Source organism: Sphingopyxis sp. (assembly GCF_034380315.1).
GTDB lineage: Bacteria > Pseudomonadota > Alphaproteobacteria > Sphingomonadales > Sphingomonadaceae > Sphingopyxis.
This window is the reverse complement of sequence record NZ_JAXMPB010000006.1, coordinates 13,498-29,384: the sequence shown is the minus strand read 5'-3', so window position 1 is coordinate 29,384 and position 15,887 is coordinate 13,498. Positions and strand designations below refer to the sequence as shown.

At 63.3% G+C, this 15,887-nt stretch carries 16 protein-coding genes; 10 read left to right on the top strand and 6 right to left on the bottom strand.

Annotated elements, in window-relative coordinates; all coding sequences use genetic code 11:
* Positions 1 to 16 precede the first annotated feature (16 nt).
* Genes U0S50_RS12160 through U0S50_RS12150 form a run of 3 tightly spaced genes read left to right on the top strand, consistent with a single transcriptional unit; the run spans position 17 to position 2,310 of the window.
* Positions 17 to 733, top strand: a complete 717-nt coding sequence (locus U0S50_RS12160) for a folate-binding protein (RefSeq protein WP_322309029.1) — start codon at positions 17 to 19, stop codon at positions 731 to 733.
* Positions 730 to 1,728: a hypothetical protein gene (locus tag U0S50_RS12155; RefSeq protein WP_322309028.1), complete on the top strand. Its 999-nt coding sequence runs from the start codon at positions 730 to 732 to the stop codon at positions 1,726 to 1,728. Before U0S50_RS12160 ends, U0S50_RS12155 begins: the two co-directional genes overlap by 4 nt.
* A gap of 33 nt (positions 1,729 to 1,761) precedes the next feature.
* Positions 1,762 to 2,310, top strand: coding sequence for a retropepsin-like aspartic protease family protein (locus tag U0S50_RS12150; protein ID WP_322309027.1), 549 nt, complete (start codon positions 1,762 to 1,764; stop codon positions 2,308 to 2,310).
* 22 nt (positions 2,311 to 2,332) lie between these two features.
* On the opposite strand, the gene U0S50_RS12145 is transcribed toward U0S50_RS12150, so the two are convergent.
* Together U0S50_RS12145 and U0S50_RS12140 are read right to left on the bottom strand one after the other, a co-directional pair.
* A complete protein-coding gene (locus tag U0S50_RS12145; RefSeq protein ID WP_322309026.1) occupies positions 2,333 to 2,962 on the bottom strand; it encodes a class I SAM-dependent methyltransferase in 630 nt (209 codons plus the stop codon).
* A complete protein-coding gene (locus tag U0S50_RS12140) occupies positions 2,959 to 3,975 on the bottom strand; it encodes a hypothetical protein (RefSeq protein ID WP_322309025.1) in 1,017 nt (338 codons plus the stop codon). Before U0S50_RS12140 ends, U0S50_RS12145 begins: the two co-directional genes overlap by 4 nt.
* Positions 3,976 to 4,065: 90 nt before the next feature.
* On the opposite strand from U0S50_RS12140, the gene trxB reads away from it, so the two are divergent.
* The gene (gene trxB, locus U0S50_RS12135; RefSeq protein ID WP_322309024.1) at positions 4,066 to 5,031 is read left to right on the top strand and encodes a thioredoxin-disulfide reductase; all 966 of its coding nucleotides are present in this window, start codon (positions 4,066 to 4,068) and stop codon (positions 5,029 to 5,031) included.
* 120 nt (positions 5,032 to 5,151) lie between these two features.
* Here the strand turns inward: trxB and U0S50_RS12130 are convergent, their stop codons facing one another.
* From U0S50_RS12130 to U0S50_RS12115, 4 genes are read right to left on the bottom strand one after another with little or no spacing between them, the layout of a single operon-like run.
* Positions 5,152 to 5,946 (bottom strand): hydrolase 1, exosortase A system-associated, encoded by a 795-nt coding sequence (locus tag U0S50_RS12130; protein WP_322309023.1) that lies wholly within the window; start codon positions 5,944 to 5,946, stop codon positions 5,152 to 5,154.
* Positions 5,931 to 6,599 carry a hypothetical protein gene (locus U0S50_RS12125; RefSeq protein WP_322309022.1) on the bottom strand — a complete coding sequence of 223 codons (669 nt, stop codon included), beginning with the start codon at positions 6,597 to 6,599 and terminating at the stop codon, positions 5,931 to 5,933. Before U0S50_RS12125 ends, U0S50_RS12130 begins: the two co-directional genes overlap by 16 nt.
* Before the next feature lie 15 nt (positions 6,600 to 6,614).
* Positions 6,615 to 6,875 carry a phosphopantetheine-binding protein gene (locus U0S50_RS12120; protein ID WP_322309021.1) on the bottom strand — a complete coding sequence of 87 codons (261 nt, stop codon included), beginning with the start codon at positions 6,873 to 6,875 and terminating at the stop codon, positions 6,615 to 6,617.
* Between the two features lie 10 nt (positions 6,876 to 6,885).
* Positions 6,886 to 7,884, bottom strand: coding sequence for a GNAT family N-acetyltransferase (locus U0S50_RS12115; protein WP_322309020.1), 999 nt, complete (start codon positions 7,882 to 7,884; stop codon positions 6,886 to 6,888).
* A gap of 35 nt (positions 7,885 to 7,919) precedes the next feature.
* Here U0S50_RS12115 and U0S50_RS12110 point away from each other — a divergent pair, with 35 nt between their 5' ends.
* The 6 genes from U0S50_RS12110 to U0S50_RS12085 all read left to right on the top strand — a co-directional run bounded on the left by U0S50_RS12110 (position 7,920) and on the right by U0S50_RS12085 (position 15,879).
* The gene (locus U0S50_RS12110) at positions 7,920 to 9,461 is read left to right on the top strand and encodes an acyl-CoA ligase (AMP-forming), exosortase A system-associated (protein ID WP_322309019.1); all 1,542 of its coding nucleotides are present in this window, start codon (positions 7,920 to 7,922) and stop codon (positions 9,459 to 9,461) included.
* Entirely contained in the window at positions 9,458 to 10,687 is a 1,230-nt protein-coding gene (locus U0S50_RS12105; RefSeq protein WP_322309018.1) for a pyridoxal-dependent decarboxylase, exosortase A system-associated, read from the top strand. The genes U0S50_RS12110 and U0S50_RS12105 overlap by 4 nt, the downstream gene beginning before the upstream one ends.
* A 168-nt stretch (positions 10,688 to 10,855) precedes the next feature.
* The gene (locus U0S50_RS12100; RefSeq protein ID WP_322309017.1) at positions 10,856 to 11,512 is read left to right on the top strand and encodes an XrtA/PEP-CTERM system exopolysaccharide export protein; all 657 of its coding nucleotides are present in this window, start codon (positions 10,856 to 10,858) and stop codon (positions 11,510 to 11,512) included.
* 52 nt (positions 11,513 to 11,564) lie between these two features.
* Positions 11,565 to 13,109 (top strand): XrtA system polysaccharide chain length determinant, encoded by a 1,545-nt coding sequence (locus U0S50_RS12095; RefSeq protein ID WP_322309016.1) that lies wholly within the window; start codon positions 11,565 to 11,567, stop codon positions 13,107 to 13,109.
* Positions 13,110 to 13,123: 14 nt separating this feature from the next.
* Complete coding sequence (locus U0S50_RS12090) at positions 13,124 to 14,167, top strand: AAA family ATPase (protein ID WP_322309015.1); 1,044 nt, start codon at positions 13,124 to 13,126, stop codon at positions 14,165 to 14,167.
* On the top strand, positions 14,164 to 15,879 hold the full coding sequence (locus U0S50_RS12085; protein ID WP_322309014.1) for a hypothetical protein: 1,716 nt from the start codon (positions 14,164 to 14,166) through the stop codon (positions 15,877 to 15,879). Before U0S50_RS12090 ends, U0S50_RS12085 begins: the two co-directional genes overlap by 4 nt.
* The last annotated feature ends 8 nt before the right edge of the window (positions 15,880 to 15,887 follow it).

Genomic DNA, 15,887 nt, shown 5'->3' with positions numbered 1-15,887 from the left:
TCCCTAGATTATCGTCATGGCCAATACCACCCTTCACGATCGCGCAATTCTCCGTCTGTCGGGCGAAGACGTCCGCGGGTTTCTGCAAGGGTTGGTGACGAACGATGTTGCCGGGAATTTGCCGGTGTGGGCCGCGCTGCTGACGCCGCAGGGCAAGGCGCTGTTCGATTTTCTGATTTGGGCCGATGCGGACGATATTCTCATCGACTGTGAACGGGTGGCCGCGGACGATTTGGCCAGGCGGCTGACATTGTACCGGTTGCGACGTGCGATTACCATCGCTCGCGATGATGATGTGGCGGTCCACTGGGCGCGAGAAGGCGACCTGGGTGTCGTCGATCCGCGTTTGCCCGATCTCGGCCAGCGCTGGCTTGCCCCCCCGGGAGAGGGGAACTGCGCGGATGCCGCGTGGCGCGCTCATCGCCTGTCGCTCGGCGTGACCGAAGGGCGCGCGGAGCTGGGCGACGGCACGACATTGTGGCTCGAATGCAACGCAGCGGAGTTGAACGGCGTTAGTTTCGCGAAGGGGTGTTACGTCGGGCAGGAAAATACGGCCCGGATGAACTGGCGGCAAAAGGTGAACCGGCGGCTGATTGTGGTGCCGCTGTCAGAAGCCGATGAAAAGCGGCAACTGATTGCCTATCCGGAACTTGGCTGGTCGATCGAGCATCGGCGAGTCGAAGCGATCACCAGCGCCATTACACCCAGCTGGTGGGAAAGGACGCACGAATGAAGCGGCTTCTCTTTCTTTTGTCGGGAACGCTTTCCGTGTCTATGGCCGCGCCCGCACTGGCGATGGAGAAGAACGAAGAAAAAGAACGGGCCTGCGTCCCTGCGGAAAGCGTGGAAACGACAATACCGGAGGTGATCGGCCTTGGCGACGCTGCAATTGGCAAATGCGTCACGGTCGATGGTTGGGCGATAGGTATTTTTGTCCACGCTGGCAACGAGGCTCGCTATCGCCAACAGTCTATTTACAATGACTTTTCGAGCACCGGCGCGATATTGGGCCTATATGGCCGCGACCTCAACCTCGATCCGGCGATCATCCGGGCCACGGGCCGCATCGACAGCTGCGAGGCCATCTATGATCGGGTTGTCGCAGCGGGGGGCGTTCCATTCCTCGGCGGCTTTTGCCATTACTATAAAGGATATGTCCTAAAGGCAGAGACCGTCGCCGAGATAGGAAAACTCGACCTCGTTCGTATTCCAGCTCGCTTGGCTCGGCCTGATCTGGGCAACCTGTCTGCGATCCAAAGGGGAGGCGCGCGCGACCGGCTTGCCGCGGCATTTGCGCCTTTGCTGGTTGCGCTTCGCCATCGTGACGAAGTGGCTTTGCGTGACTTTCTGGGGCAGGTGGACGGCGTTGCCCTGCCGGAGGATCAACTGACGAAACGGGTCGCGGCGCTGACGGAGGGCGACACGCTGAGCGCTGCTTTGCCGAAAACGGGCGATGTTGCCGTTGAGTATTTCGGATGGCGCGAACCGGCGTGGGCGGATGCCGACAGCCGCGCTGGCAATGCGGAAGATATAGAGCAAACGGTTACCGGGCTGGCCTGCGCAGGGCCCTCCTTGACCGCCGAACGCAAGCTGTGGCCGATATCTTCCGGCGATGGCGGTTACGCCGCCGGGCGTCCTTATGTTTGCGCACGGATATTCATCGGTGCGGATGGGGTGGCGCACTACGAAATTTTCCCGGAAAATCGAACGATCCGCGAGCCGGATTAACCAATCCCAAACCTCGATATGCGATGCGGTGCCATGATCGGGCGCTTTCTTGGCTTGGCGGCGTTGATCGCCGCGCTGTCGGTCGGCATGGCGCACCTCGCGGGTCGTACGGCCGATACAGGAGGCCGTGAGACTGTTTCGGCGACGACCGAAAATCACGACAATTGGACCAAGCCATCGTCCAGACAGGATCGGCCGTCGTCCCAGACGATGCGTTCGGGCGAGGTTCGGCTGGGCCGCGCGGCCGATTCGCATTTTTATGCCGACGCCGATGTCGATGGCACGCGCGTTCGTATGCTGGTCGACAGCGGCGCGTCGATTGTCGCGCTGACCCGCGGCGATGCAGAGGCAATCGGGATAGATGTCGATCGCCTGCCGGTGGGCGGCCGCGCCAGTACGGCGGGCGGCGTCGTGCCGCTACGCCCGGTGATGATTGACCGTATCGATATCGACGGGGTCGAGGTGCGCAGGGTCCAGGCGGCGGTGATTGATGCCGACATGGGCGTTTCGCTGCTCGGGCAAAGCTATCTGTCGCGTCTGGATGCGGTTGAAGTCGAGGGCGATACTATGACGCTGCGCTGAGGCGCATCGTCTTTGGCCTTTGTCAGCGCTGGCTCAGCTGCGCGGCTCCATATTCGATCCATCCGAAAGGGCGCGGGGTCTTGGGCATGTACATGGCGCCCTGCCGGTCGACGGCAAAACCCGCTCCTCCATAGGCCTCCGCGATTGAGCGCGTCAGATGGCAATTGCCGCCGATACGCTTCCATACCGGCTCGATCCGTCCCTGCCATTTGACAACGCCTGCGTCCGGGGCGCGGCCATGCTCCAGAAACAATGCGATCCCGCCGGGCTTCAGAACCCGACGAATTTCGGAAAGGACGGCGGCCTGATCGGTCACCGAACAGAGAGTGAAAGTGGTGACGACGGTATCGAAACTGCCGCTGTCAAAGGGCATGGCCTCGCCGACACCGCCACGAATGTCGGCGTCCACCCCATAGGCGGCGGCTGCCGCTCGGCTCATGTCTAACAGCTCGGCGGAGGGGTCAAGCCCGGCAAAGCTGGCGATGCGAGGCCAGTCGTAAAACTCCATGTTGATGCCGCCGCCGCAGCCGAGCTCGAGCACGTCGCCTCTTGCATGGGGGACGACCTTACTGCGTGCCTTCATGATCTGGCCCTGCGAGCAGGCGCATTTGATCAGCCTGGGTACACCGTGCCTGTCCCACCAATTGCTCATCGCTTGCCTCCCCCGCGCCCGTCGTCGATCCTCCCCGCCACGATGGCAAGAACATTGTTCTGGATATCGCCCAATATCCGCTCTCCCCACCAGGCGGCGTAACCATTGAATGGCGTGGCAATATGGTAGCGAGTCCACAGCCGAATTTTTGTCCTGCCGTCGGGCAGCGGGGTCAGGTGATAGCCGCCACTATCGACCCACAGGTGCCGACCGTGGGGTTCGATATGTCGGTCCGTGCGCTCATGGATTGACGGGTCGGGAAAGGCGAAGCGCCATTCCAGCGCTTCGCCTGGCCGCCATTCGGTAACGATTTCCTGAAAACGGATATCGTCCTGCCAGCGCGCGTCGCGCACCGCTCCTGGGCCGGTGCCCGACAGGTGCGCTGCAACCGGGCGCGGCAGGCGCAGCAGGTCCTGGCTGATGTTCCAGCGCCCTTCGTCGGACGCAATGGCCGGAATGGCCAGCAGGTGGGACCAGGTGGTCGTAGCCGCTGCATCGACAATGATCTCGCTTGCGACGGTCCGTGTCTCGCGCGGTGGCGCGATATGCTGATCGACAAGCAGCGCGAAAAAGGGAAGCAGCAGCATCACGTGCGCACGAAAGGTCGCGGGATCGACATGTCGCTGGCTGCGACGATAGAGATAGACGGGCCAGAGTCCGATATAGCCGAACCCGATCCAGAACGGCAGGACCATTACCAGGCACACGACCCCTTCACGCAGGAAAATCGCACCGATTGCCGTGGCGGCAAGTGCCAGCCACAACGGCACCATCAAGAAGGTCGTGCGTGACCAGCTGCGCCGCGCGCTGCCGGCCCAGGCGACAAAGGCGGTTAGCGTCGCCGGCAGCACGACCATCAGCGCATAGCCGATCGCACCACCAGAACCTGCCTCGGCAAGCAGATAGACAGCGAGCGCGGCGGCGAGCGCAGTGATCATGGCCGCCACAAATTTCCAGTTGGCACGGCGTCGCTCTGCCGGGGCCGTGTCGTCCGTCAGGTCTTTCGATGTCACGCTGGCTCCCTCTTGGCGCGCAGCCTGTCCCTTGCTAGCGCGCTTGGCAACACCCATTTAGGCATTAGTTCGCCGCTGTTAAGGATCGTCATGCCCACCACCCATCACACCAAGATGCTCATTCTCGGCTCCGGCCCCGCGGGACTTTCCGCCGCCATCTACGCCGCGCGCGCCGGAATGAACCCGATCGTAGTTCAGGGGCTGCAGCCCGGTGGCCAGTTGACCATCACCACCGATGTCGAAAATTATCCGGGCTTTGCTGAAGTGATCCAGGGGCCCTGGCTGATGGAACAGATGACGGCACAGGCCACGCATGTTGGAACGTCGATGATCTGGGATACGATCGTCGATGTCGATGTTTCGCAGCGACCGTTCAAACTGACCGGCGACGGCGGCGACATCTATCTTGCCGAGACGCTCGTCATCGCCACCGGCGCGCAGGCGAAATGGCTCGGCGTGCCGGGCGAGCAGGAATTGGGTGGCAAGGGTGTATCGGCCTGCGCCACCTGCGACGGTTTCTTCTATCGCGGCAAAAAGGTCGTGGTGATTGGCGGCGGCAATACTGCGGTCGAGGAGGCGCTCTATCTGACCAACCACAGCGACGATGTGACGCTGATCCATCGCCGTGATAGCCTGCGCGCCGAAAAGATATTGCAGGACCGCCTGCACGCCAACCCGAAGATCAAGGTGCTTTGGAACAAGCAGGTCGAACGGTTCGTCGGCGGCGAAGGCACGGCGGGACTCGTCGGGGTCGATCTGATCGACACGGTGACCGGAGAGGCAAGCCATGAGCCGACCGATGGCGGCTTTGTCGCCATCGGCCACAGCCCCTCAACCGAATTGTTCAAGGGCAAGCTGCCGCTCGACGATGACGGCTATCTCGTCGTAACGCCGGGCACCTCGCTAACGGCGGTTCCGGGAGTGTTTGCGGCAGGCGATGTGACCGACAAGGTTTATCGTCAGGCGGTGACGGCGGCTGGTATGGGATGCATGGCGGCGCTGGACGCCGAACGCTTTCTGGCCGAGGCGGAATTTCACGCAATGGCGGACGCATAGTACCAACCTCTGCGGGCGGACGTGACCGGATCGGTTGGCTTTGGCTGGCTAGCGAACAATACTGAAGGTGCCGGCTGCTATCTCGCCGGCCCTTCATTGGACCGGTGGTTACCTGCCGACCTAGAGCATCGTCAGTATCCGCGTCGCGAGCCATTCTGCGTCGGCACCGGCAAAGCTGTGAGACCGGCTGTCGATCCGCTCGGTCGGCACATCGGCTGGCTGACAATTGGCCACAAAGGCTTGTGCAGTGCGATCCCCGGTCGCGAGCAGGATCGTCGCTGGACAGGGAAGTGTCGCTATCGCGTGGTCGAGCCGCGCCGGCAAACTATCGGGCGTTGCAGCCGATTTGCGTCGGCCGAGGGCAGCGAGGCCGCGCGCCAGCTTTCCGAAATTGACATCGCCTTTCAACAGTCGAACTAGGCTCTTCGGGTCTTTGAGGCGCGCAAGATAGCGCGCACGGATAGCGGCCGCTGGAGGCAGGGCGGGGGTATCTGTTTGATTGTCGCTGTCGGGACCGCTTTCATAAGACCATGGGTTGGCGAGAATCAAAGCATCGAGCGATAGCGGCTGGTGCAGCAGTAGTGCGCTTGCGGCGTCACAATTGCCGAAGGCGACGACGCGTACCAATTGCGGCGCCGTTTCGCGAAAGGCGGCAATCGCGGCGTTAATATCGGGAGCACTGCTTTTGAATCCGCCATTATCGCCTTCGCTGTCGCCAATGCCGCGCCGGTCGAAACGAAAGACGGGATGACCCGCCGCTGCGACGCGCGCCGCCAGCATCGCCATGCCGCGGTGCGCGCCGCTGCGGATCTCATTGCCGCCCGATAGGATCAGCAGGCCGCTGGTGCCGGGTGCGGCGTCCAATGTCGCGGCGAGTGTTGCGCCTTCGCAAAGGAAGGTCAGATGATGCCGCACGAGCGCCCCCATGCGTCGATATCGTGCGCGATCGCCGCAGCCATGGCCCGGTCCTCGCCGGGTTCGGCACGTAGCCACAGCGATGTCCCGGCAACGCCATCGGGCCCGAGGCCGATGCTCCGCAAGGGTTCGACTGGCTGGGCCTGTGCGCTGGCGAGTTGGGCCAGCATTGCCGGCGACAGAAGATTGCCGGCGAGCAGCAGCGGTTCGTTTGCCGCGCGGTTCTGCAGGCCGTCCAGCGATGAGGCAATTCCGGCTTCGCGGTCCGCAGCAACGCGGGCGCGCAGCAGAGTGCGCAGCAACGATGCGCCGCCGACCGACGCCAGGCGCCACCAGGCATCGGCCTTGGCGCCATGGTCGATCAGGCAGCCGCCGCGGAACGACGCCACGATCAGCGGGCCGTCGGTGCCGCGTGCCACGTCCGCCAGGGCTTGCTGCCAGCATGACAAATCGACATCGACCAGCGGGGTCGGGCTTTCATTCTGTCCCGGCAGGTCGGGCAGGATCGTCAGCAATCCATGTTCGGCAAGAAGCCGCATCGCCTGCACGATGGTTCGCCGTGTTCGGTTGGCCTCCTCGAACAGCGGCGGGACGAAAAGGATCGTCGCGTGCGGGGAGGCATCGGGGCCTATGCGAAGATGATATTCGCCCATAGACCGCTTTCCGGCTCAGCCGCGGATCTTGCGCTCGGCAAATTCGAGCAGGTTGCCATATGTCTCAAAAATCTCGCCATCGACGTCATCGTCGTCGATCAGAATGTTCAGTCGATCCTCCATTTCGGTGAGCACCGTGGCGACCGCCATCGAATCGAACTCGGGAAGTTCGCCGAACAGGCCGCTGTCGCTTGTCAGTGCGGCGGCGCGTTCGTCACCCAGGCCAAGAACGTCGGCGAGCAGGGCGCGGAGATTGGCATCGACATGATCGGTCACGTAACAATCCTTACTTGCGCCCGATTGCCGAGCGAACAAACGTCTTTAACGCTGGTCCCCATGCCGCGATGCGTGCCCGATTGAAAGCATCGATATGCCACAGCGGTTCGTGGCGATTCATCCAGTCGCGCTTATAGCCATCGTTGCCGGTGCCGAAGTCCACGCGAACGGCGCCGTCCACCTCGATAACATGCCGAAACAAGGCGGCTGACAACAAGGTGCCGGGAGAGGCTCGGATGCTGTCTTCGGTATGGGCGAGCTTGTGAATGAAGGCCGTGCCGCCCTCGACGGTCCAGAATTGTGCGGCGACCGGCGTGCCTTCGATGCGGGCGAGCCCCATGCGGAACGTACCGCGCTTGCTTTCGTCCTGGGCAAAGGCGCGCAGCAGCGCCGGGCACCCTTCGGCTGGTTTCCAGCTGGCCGCATATATGGCCTCATAGGCCGCCCAGGCTTCTGCATCGAAGGTGGTGTAGAGCGCGACGTCGACGATGCCCTTTTTTTCTTTGCGTCTAACAGTGCTGCGCAATGCTCCAGGGCGACTGTTCCACCAGTCGTCATGGCTCATGCCTTTAAGGTCGAGCCAGTGGCGGTCGCCCTTCGGTGCGGTGTGCACCCACCAACCCGCTGACCGCAGGGCAGCCGCGATGCCGTCCTTTTCGGCGTCGGACACCGGATACAGCGTCAGTCGGGTCGCGCGCGCGCGCAACTTTCGGAACAAATCGAGCTGGGCCGCGTCACGGTTGCCGTCGCCAATGAACAGCGGGCGGATCGAAAAACTATACCAATTGGCGAGGGCCGCGAAATGTCCCGGCGTTTCGATGCGCAGCGGCAAATGGGCGCTCGTCTCTCCCTCTGCGCCGCGGGCATCGGCGCGTCCTGCACCGGCAAATCCGTGTGCGGTCAGCAGGTCGAACCATGCCGCGCGATCGAAGGGCGAGGCGAAGCGCTCCGTCGGTGCCGTGACGGATGAAGCGTTATTATTAGCGGGATGTTCACCGTTCCCTTGCATGCTGCGGCCCTCTATCACCATTCTCCTAACAGCCGATGACCAAAGCCGGAAACCCGATGTCGCACCCGATCGACCATCTCGCCCTGCGTGGCGACGCTCATGCGCCTGCGCTATTGCTCGGCGATCGGGAGGTTGCTTTTGCCGAGCTTGAAGCCGGCGTGTCGCGTCTTGCGGCCTGGCTGCGCGAACGGGCAGGGGGACCGGGCGCGCGGGTTGCGACCTGGAGCGCGAAGACACGCCTTGCTTGCCTGATGCCGCTGGCCGCCGCGCGGGCGGGGCTCATCCATGTGCCGGTCAACCCGCTGCTCAAGGCGCCGCAGGTCGGGCATATCCTGGCCGACAGCGGCGCAGCGCTATTGATCACCAATGCGGCGCGCGCCGAAACGCTGGGCGCGGCCCAGCCGACAGGCGCAGGTTTTGTGGACTTGCGAGCGGCAGAGGCGGCGATCGACGCGGATGCTCCGGGCCTTCCGCCATCGGCGGCTGCGCCCGGTGACCTTGCCGCGATCCTTTATACCAGCGGTTCGACGGGGCGGCCCAAAGGTGTGATGCTGAGCCATGCTAATCTCTGGCTCGGTGCCGACAGCGTTGCTTCCTATCTGAAGATCGCGCCGGATGATCGGGTACTGGGCGTATTGCCGTTCAGCTTCGATTACGGCCAAAACCAGCTTCTATCGACCTGGTACGCTGGGGCGGCGGTGGCGCCGCTCGACTATCTGGCCCCGCGCGACGTTGTAAAGGCGGTGGCGCGGCACCGGGCGACGACGCTTGCGGGGGTGCCGCCACTGTGGGTCCAGCTTGTCGAAAGCAAATGGCCGGCGGAAACGGCGGCTTGCCTCAGGCGGCTGACCAATAGCGGTGGGGCGCTGACCCCCTCGTTGATAGATGCGATGCGCGGGTTGTTTCCGCGTGCCGACATCTACCCGATGTACGGGCTGACCGAGGCTTTTCGATCCACCTACCTCGACCCGGCGCTGGTGGCCGACCATCCGACATCCATGGGGCGCGCCATTCCGCATGCGGAGATTCTGGTGTGCCGCCCCGACGGCACGGTCTGCGCCGATGACGAACCCGGTGAACTGGTCCATTGTGGCCCGCTGGTTGCTCAGGGCTATTGGCAGGATAAGGAACGGACGGTGCAGCGCTTCCGACCGGCGCCGCCAGCGTCGCGCTATGGCGGAATTGCGGTATGGTCGGGCGACACGGTGCGCCGTGATCGCGATGGCCTGCTTACGTTCGTCGGGCGCGACGATGCCATGATCAAGACTGCCGGCAACCGCGTCAGTCCGACCGAGGTAGAAGAGGCGGCGGTGGCTTCGGGTCTTGTTTACGAGGCCGTTGCCTTCGGTGTTCCCGACGATCGGCTGGGGGCTGCGATCATCTTGATCGTGCGGGGGAAGGGCGAAGAGCATCAACCCGCTGCCGAAGAGGCGCTTGCAGCGCATATGCGGCAAAGCTTGCCCAACTTCATGCAACCGCAGGCGGTCGTATGGCGTGATGCCCTTCCGCGTAATCCCAATGGCAAGCTGGACCGGGTGATGATCGCCGCTGACTGGACGAAGGCAACTGCGGCATGAAGCCTCATGGTCCGATTCCTCCCGGCTTTTCCGCCGACTGCGACGGCATGTTGATGATCGGCGACCGCCGGGCCGACGACCTTGTCGCGGTAGCCGGCGACACGCCGTTGTTCGTTTATGACGGTGCAATGATGCGCGCGCGCGTTGCGGAATGGCGCGCGGCGATGCCCGATGGCGTTCAGCTTCACTATGCAATGAAAGCCAATCCTTTTGCGCCGTTGCTTGGCGTCATGGCGGCTATCGTGGATGGGTTCGATATTGCATCGGGCGGCGAACTCACGGCGGCGCTGGATAGTGGCATGGCTGCGGCGGACATCAGCTTTGCCGGCCCAGGCAAGCGCGACCGCGAACTCGAGGCTGCAATCGCTGCCGGCGTTACGCTCAATCTGGAATCGGCGGGAGAGGCTGAGCGAGCGCTTGCGATCGGCGCACGGCTCGGCGTGACACCGCGGCTGGCCGTGCGGGTTAATCCCGATTTCGATCTGAAAGGGTCGGGAATGAAAATGGGGGGAGGTGCAAAGCCCTTCGGGATCGATGCCGCCGCCGTCCCCGAACTCGTCAGGTGGCTGATCGATCGCGGTGCCGATTGGCGAGGCTTTCATATTTTTTCGGGTTCGCAGGCACTTGATGCTGATGCGATCGCGGAAACACAGGGACAGACGGTGGAGCTCGCGGCGCGGTTGGCGCGCGAAGCAGGCGCCGTGCCGCCGCTCGTCAATCTGGGAGGGGGAATGGGCGTCCCCTATTTTCCGGGCGACCATCCCGTTGACGCGCGTGCGGTGGGGCAGGCTCTGGCCGCTACGCTTAGGGCGCGGGACCCGATGCTGGCGAAAAGCCGTTTCGCGATGGAGCTTGGCCGTTGGCTGGTGGCCGAGGCAGGGGTCTATCTTACCCGCATCGTTGACCGAAAGATCAGTCATGGCGAGACCTTCCTCGTCACCGACGGCGGCCTGCACCATCAGCTTGCGGCCAGCGGGAATTTCGGGACGGTGATCCGTCGCAACTATCCGATCGCGGTGGCGGATCGCTTCGACGCCGCTCCGGCGGAAACCGTGTCCGTCGTCGGGTGCCTTTGCACGCCGCTCGACCGATTGGGTGATCAGGTCGCGTTGCCACGCGCCGAAGTTGGTGATCTGGTTGCGATTTTTCAGGCGGGCGCCTATGGAGCATCGGCTAGTCCCGCCGCATTTCTGGGGCAGGGGCCGGCCTGCGAAATGCTCGTCTAGGGCTCTTTTGTTCCGCATTGGGACGGAATCGCATCGGCGCGATCCGAAAAAGTCTCAATACTAACGGTATGTTCACCCTTTTTGAGCAATGGCGGACCCTGACGCAATGGTTGTTGCGCGCCCGATGATCAGATGCGGCACCGCCGGTCGCTCGAAAGGTTGATGAATATGGCTTCCTCTTTCTCCCTCCGCGTCGCGCGTGTCGCGTTGGTGTCGGGCATTGTGGCGACCGCGCTGAGCGGCTGCATGGGAGCCGGCACGGCCGCGCCGGAACTTCCCAGCGCGAACTTCGTCGAAAATCGCGAAGGGCCGGGTGAGGAATATATCATCGGCCCGCTCGACGAGCTCCAGATTTTCGTGTGGCGCAACCCAGAACTCGGCGGAAAGGTCCAGGTGCGGCCCGACGGGCGCATCACCACGCCGCTGATCACCGATATGCCGGCCGTCGGCAAGACGCCGACGATGTTGCAGCAGGATATCAAGCTGCAATTGGGGCAATATATCACCGATCCGATCGTCAGCGTGATCGTTACCAGCTTCAACAGTACCTTTTCACAGCAGGTTCGTGTGGTCGGTGCCACCGAAAAGCCCGCATCGATCCCGTTTCGTGCCAATATGACGGTGCTCGACGCGATGATCGCAGTTGGCGGGCTCGGCGAATATGCCGCCGGCAACAAGGCGCGGCTCGTCCGTTTCGACAAGGGAACAGGCAAGCAGAAGGAATATGCGCTGCGGCTGAACGATCTGATCAAGCGGGGCGATATCAAGGCGAATGTCCGCTTGCAGCCCGGCGACGTGATCATCATCCCGGAAAGCATGTTCTGACGGCGCGCAAGCCGCTCCCCGACGCCCGACAGCCAAGGATTGATACCAGACGATGAACGGCCTTTACGACGAAATCCGGGTGGCGCTGCACAGCGTCTGGACGCGCCGGTGGTTGGTGCTGGCGATCGCTTGGGGCGTGTGTATCCTCGGCTGGCTGGCGATTGCCTCGATTCCCAACCGTTATGATTCGCGGGCGCGGCTGCTGGTCGACGTCAACCAGATCCTGCCCGACGATGCGCAGCCCAGCTTCGGCGGGCGGCAACAACTCGACCAGATACGCGAGACGCTGACGAGCACGCGCAACCTGGAAAAGGTTGCCGTAACGACGGGGCTCGTCCCCGCCGGCGCAAGCGAACGCGAAAAGGCGGGAGCGGTTGGCATGTTGCGCACCAGCATCAAGGTCGAGCCGCAGCAGGATAATATCTTTGAAATCACCTCGAGCATCGCGGTCAGCAGCCTGTCCGATGCCGACAATGCGAAGCTCGCGGCCGGGGTGCTCGACAGCCTGATCACCGTTTTTCGGGACGATCAGCTGCGCGGTGGACGGATCGATGCCCGCGAAGGGCTGAAGTTCCTCGATGCACAGATTGCCGACCGTGAAAAGGCCCTGCGCGACCTCGAAGCGCGCCGGGCGACCTTCGAGGCGCAGAATATCGGCCTGATTCCAGGCGGTACGGGTTCCCCCGCACAGCGTGTGGAGGCCGCGCGTGCCGAGATCAGCCAGATCGACTCGCAGCTCGTCGCCGCGCAGGCCGCGCTCGCGGCCGCGAACGGTCAGCTCGCCTCGACCCCGGCGACGATTAACGTCCCCGGGATCGGATCGACCGGTGGCGGTGTCGCGCGTCAGCAACTGGCGGGGGCGCAGGCCGAACTGTCGGCGATGCGCGCCAGAGGGCTGACCGACGCCCACCCTGACGTGATTGCGATCAAGAGCCAGATCGCCTCGTTGAAGGCGCAGGCCGATCGCGAAGGCTCCGGCGGCAACGGCGGCGGCAATGCGCAGAACCCCGCCTATGCTTCGCTTGCCGCGATGCGGGCGGAGCGGCAGGCAACCGTCAGCGCTCTGTCGGCGCGCAAGTCGCAGCTGATGGGTGACATTTCGAAGATCACCACCCAGCAAATCCAAAATCCTGGGATCGCGGCCGAATATGATCGCATTAATGGTGAGTATAATGCGCTGAAGGCTCAGTATGACAAGCTCCTCTCCCAGCGGGAACAGGTACGTATCCGCGGCGAGGTTCAGACGGAAACCGACGCAATTCGGGTTGAGTTGCTCGATCCGCCGTCCAAACCGACGAGCCCCGCGGCACCCAACCGCCCGCTGTTCCTGACCCTCGTGCTGTTCGCGGGGATCGGCGCCGGGGTCGGCGGGGCTTTCGCTCTCTCTCAGGTGCGGGCAAGCTATTCGACGGCTGCGAAGCTGGAACGGGCGAGCGGCTTGCCGGTTATCGGTTCGATTACGGAGGTCGTGACGCCCGAAAGGCATCTCGATCGGAAAAAGAAGCTGGTTTGGCTGGCCGGTGGAACCGGGGCACTGTTTGGCCTCTATGTCCTGCTTTTGGTCGCCGAGTTCATCCAGCGCGGCATGGTTGCGTGACGGGGGATAAGGAAATGAATGATCAACGCCCCGTAAAGCGTCAGCCCTCGTTGCTGGAGCGCGCTGCCGACATGTTCGGTATCGATGCGGCAAAAAATGCGCCGACCATCGACGTGTCGAAACTTCCCCCGGAGCCGGAGAAAAAGCCGAAGAAGGCCGGGCAGGCGGATAGCGCTGCCATCGCGGCCGAGCCGGTTGCAAAGCAGGAAATTCTGGATCCCGTTTCCCCGGCCGTAGAGGCCGCACCGACGATCGATCCCGCACCCAAACCTTCCGTCAGCAAGGAAATCGCGCGGTCCGAACCCGCAGTGGTACCGCAGCGCCAGGGCGTTATCGACCGTGATCGCCTCGCGGCGAACGGCATGATCGTGCCAGGAATGCCGGTGACGGGCATTTCGGAAGAATATCGGATCGTGAAGCGCGAACTGATCCGCAATTTCTCCGGTAGCGGCAATCGGCCGGTGCTGCCACGGGGGCATCGCGTGCTGATCGCGTCGGCAAATCCGGGCGAAGGCAAGACTTTTTCGGCGGTCAATCTCGCGCTCAGCCTCGCGACCGAGGCTGATCACGATGTGCTGCTGATCGATGCCGATATCGCAAAGCCCAGTGTTCTGGGCGCATTGGGCCTGGAGGATGGACCGGGCTTGATGGATGCGCTTGCCGACGCGCGCTTGCCGCTCGGCGAATGTCTGATCCAGACTGACATCCCGGGGCTGAAGGTGATGCCTGCGGGCACCCAGCATATGCACGATACCGAATTGCTGGCCTCGGCCAGGACAGAGGCGTTGCTGGCCCGGTTGGAACAGGGTGCTCCCGGGCGTATTCTGATCCTCGATTCACCCCCAGTGCTCGCAGCATCGCCTGCGGCGGTCCTGGCCGGTCATGTCGGCCAGTTAATCATGGTTGTGCGCGCCGACGAAACGCTGGAATCCTCGCTGCGCGATGCGATCGGCCTGATGGGCGGATGCCCGCATATCCAGTTGCTTTTGAACGGCGTGAAGTTTTCGCCGGGCGGCCGCCGTTTCGGTACCTATTATGGACAGGGGGGCGCATCATGATGCGCAACAGACACGTCGGGATACGCCGCATCGGGATGATTGCGACCCTGCTGCTCGTGGGAACCGCGGGCAGCGCGCAGGCGCAATGGTCGGGAGAGCAAGGTGGCGGGGCAGGCGAGCCGTCGGGGGCGTCGGCACCATCGGCTGATCCGCGGACGGTCCAGCGCGGCGGACAGCGGACGGAACGCCGCGTTGACGTTACCCCCTATCTGGAGATCGGACAGGTACTCAGCGCCGACCTGAAGAATGGCGGCGACGTGCTGACCTATACCACGGCTGCGATTGGGGTGGATGCCGCGATCATCACGCGCCGGGTCGAACTGGCGGGATCGCTGCGCTACGAACGCCAATTCGGGTGGGGCGGTAATCTTCGCGATCAGGACGTGATCAGCGGCTTGGCCCGAGGGCGTGTCGAACTGGTGCAAGGCCTGAACCTGGAGGCGGGGGCACTCGCGACGCGCACGCGCGCCGATGGTCAGGGCGCCGACAATGGCATCATCAACGGCGGTTCGAGCAATGTGGCCAATATCTATTCGGTCTATGCGGGCCCCACGCTGACCCAGCGGATCGGCGGGCTCGACATTGGTGCTGGCTATCGCTTCGGTTATACCAAAACCGATATCGACAGCCCGGCCCTGCTGCCGTCGGGTGCGGTCCGGCAGGATATTTTTGACAGCTCGACCAACCATGTGGCCTATGCCAGCATCGGTGCCCGCCCCGGCGAATTGCCGTTCGGCTGGCAAGTCTCGGGGGGATATGAGCGCGAGGATGCGAGCCAGCTCGACCAACGCTTTCAGGGGAAATATGCCCGCGCCGACGTGACGGTGCCGATCGGCCCGACCCTCGCGCTGCTTGGCGGCGTGGGGTATGAGGATATCGAGATTGGCCAGCGCGAACCGGTACTGGATTCAAACGGCGTGCCCGTTCGCGACAGCAACGGGCGCTTCGTCACCGACAAGTCGAGCCCGCGCGTCCTCTCCTTCGATGTCGACGGGTTGATTTGGGACGCAGGCGTGATGTGGCAGCCCAGCCGCCGTACGTCGCTGACTGCAAAGGTCGGTCGTCGCTATGGCGACACCATATATACGGGCAGTTTTACCTATCGCCCCAATCATGCCACGCAGCTGCAAATCGGCGTCTATGACGGCCTGTCCAGCTTCGGGCGTGGTCTGTCCGGAGGACTGGCGGCGCTGCCGACCCAGTTTGATCCGACGCGCAATCCCATCGGCGGGGATGTCGATCCGTGCGTGTTCGGGGCGGAAGGGGGCAGTTGCCTTTCGAATCGCCTTGGCAATGCCAGTGCGGCGCAGTTCCGTAATCGCGGCGTTCAGGCGTCGCTGGCATCGCGATTTGACGGATGGAGCTATGGCGTTGGCGTCGGCTATGATCGCCGCCGCTTGCTGGTTCCGGCATCATCGGTCATCGCCTCGCTCGACGGGGTTGTCGATGAAAACTACTATCTCTTCGTCACGGCTGGCCGCCGTCTGGACGCCGATTCCGACATCACATTGTCGGGATATCTCAACTATTTCGACAATGGGGCGCCGGGGGCCAGCGATGTTCAGTCGGCGGGGCTGACGGCATCCTATTCGCGGCGTTTCTGGCGCGGCCTCAGCGGCACCGCCGCCGCCAGCCTGAACGCGTTCGATCAGGATGGTTTCAACAGCCAGCTTATCGGATCGGCTTTGGTGGGAATGCGTTACAGCTTCTGATCCCGGAA

What these genes read in the sequence shown, in the direction of transcription:
- U0S50_RS12085 (WP_322309014.1), top strand. Translation starts at nt 14,164, where the DNA reads ATGATGCGCAACAGACACGTCGGGATACGCCGCATCGGGATGATTGCG.
- U0S50_RS12160 (WP_322309029.1), top strand. Translation starts at nt 17, where the DNA reads ATGGCCAATACCACCCTTCACGATCGCGCAATTCTCCGTCTGTCGGGC.
- U0S50_RS12125 (WP_322309022.1), bottom strand. Translation starts at nt 6,599, where the DNA reads ATGGGCGAATATCATCTTCGCATAGGCCCCGATGCCTCCCCGCACGCG.
- U0S50_RS12095 (WP_322309016.1), top strand. Translation starts at nt 11,565, where the DNA reads ATGAACGGCCTTTACGACGAAATCCGGGTGGCGCTGCACAGCGTCTGG.
- trxB (WP_322309024.1), top strand. Translation starts at nt 4,066, where the DNA reads ATGCCCACCACCCATCACACCAAGATGCTCATTCTCGGCTCCGGCCCC.
- U0S50_RS12105 (WP_322309018.1), top strand. Translation starts at nt 9,458, where the DNA reads ATGAAGCCTCATGGTCCGATTCCTCCCGGCTTTTCCGCCGACTGCGAC.
- U0S50_RS12090 (WP_322309015.1), top strand. Translation starts at nt 13,124, where the DNA reads ATGAATGATCAACGCCCCGTAAAGCGTCAGCCCTCGTTGCTGGAGCGC.
- U0S50_RS12110 (WP_322309019.1), top strand. Translation starts at nt 7,920, where the DNA reads ATGACCAAAGCCGGAAACCCGATGTCGCACCCGATCGACCATCTCGCC.
- U0S50_RS12100 (WP_322309017.1), top strand. Translation starts at nt 10,856, where the DNA reads ATGGCTTCCTCTTTCTCCCTCCGCGTCGCGCGTGTCGCGTTGGTGTCG.
- U0S50_RS12155 (WP_322309028.1), top strand. Translation starts at nt 730, where the DNA reads ATGAAGCGGCTTCTCTTTCTTTTGTCGGGAACGCTTTCCGTGTCTATG.
- U0S50_RS12145 (WP_322309026.1), bottom strand. Translation starts at nt 2,962, where the DNA reads ATGAGCAATTGGTGGGACAGGCACGGTGTACCCAGGCTGATCAAATGC.
- U0S50_RS12150 (WP_322309027.1), top strand. Translation starts at nt 1,762, where the DNA reads ATGATCGGGCGCTTTCTTGGCTTGGCGGCGTTGATCGCCGCGCTGTCG.
- U0S50_RS12115 (WP_322309020.1), bottom strand. Translation starts at nt 7,884, where the DNA reads ATGCAAGGGAACGGTGAACATCCCGCTAATAATAACGCTTCATCCGTC.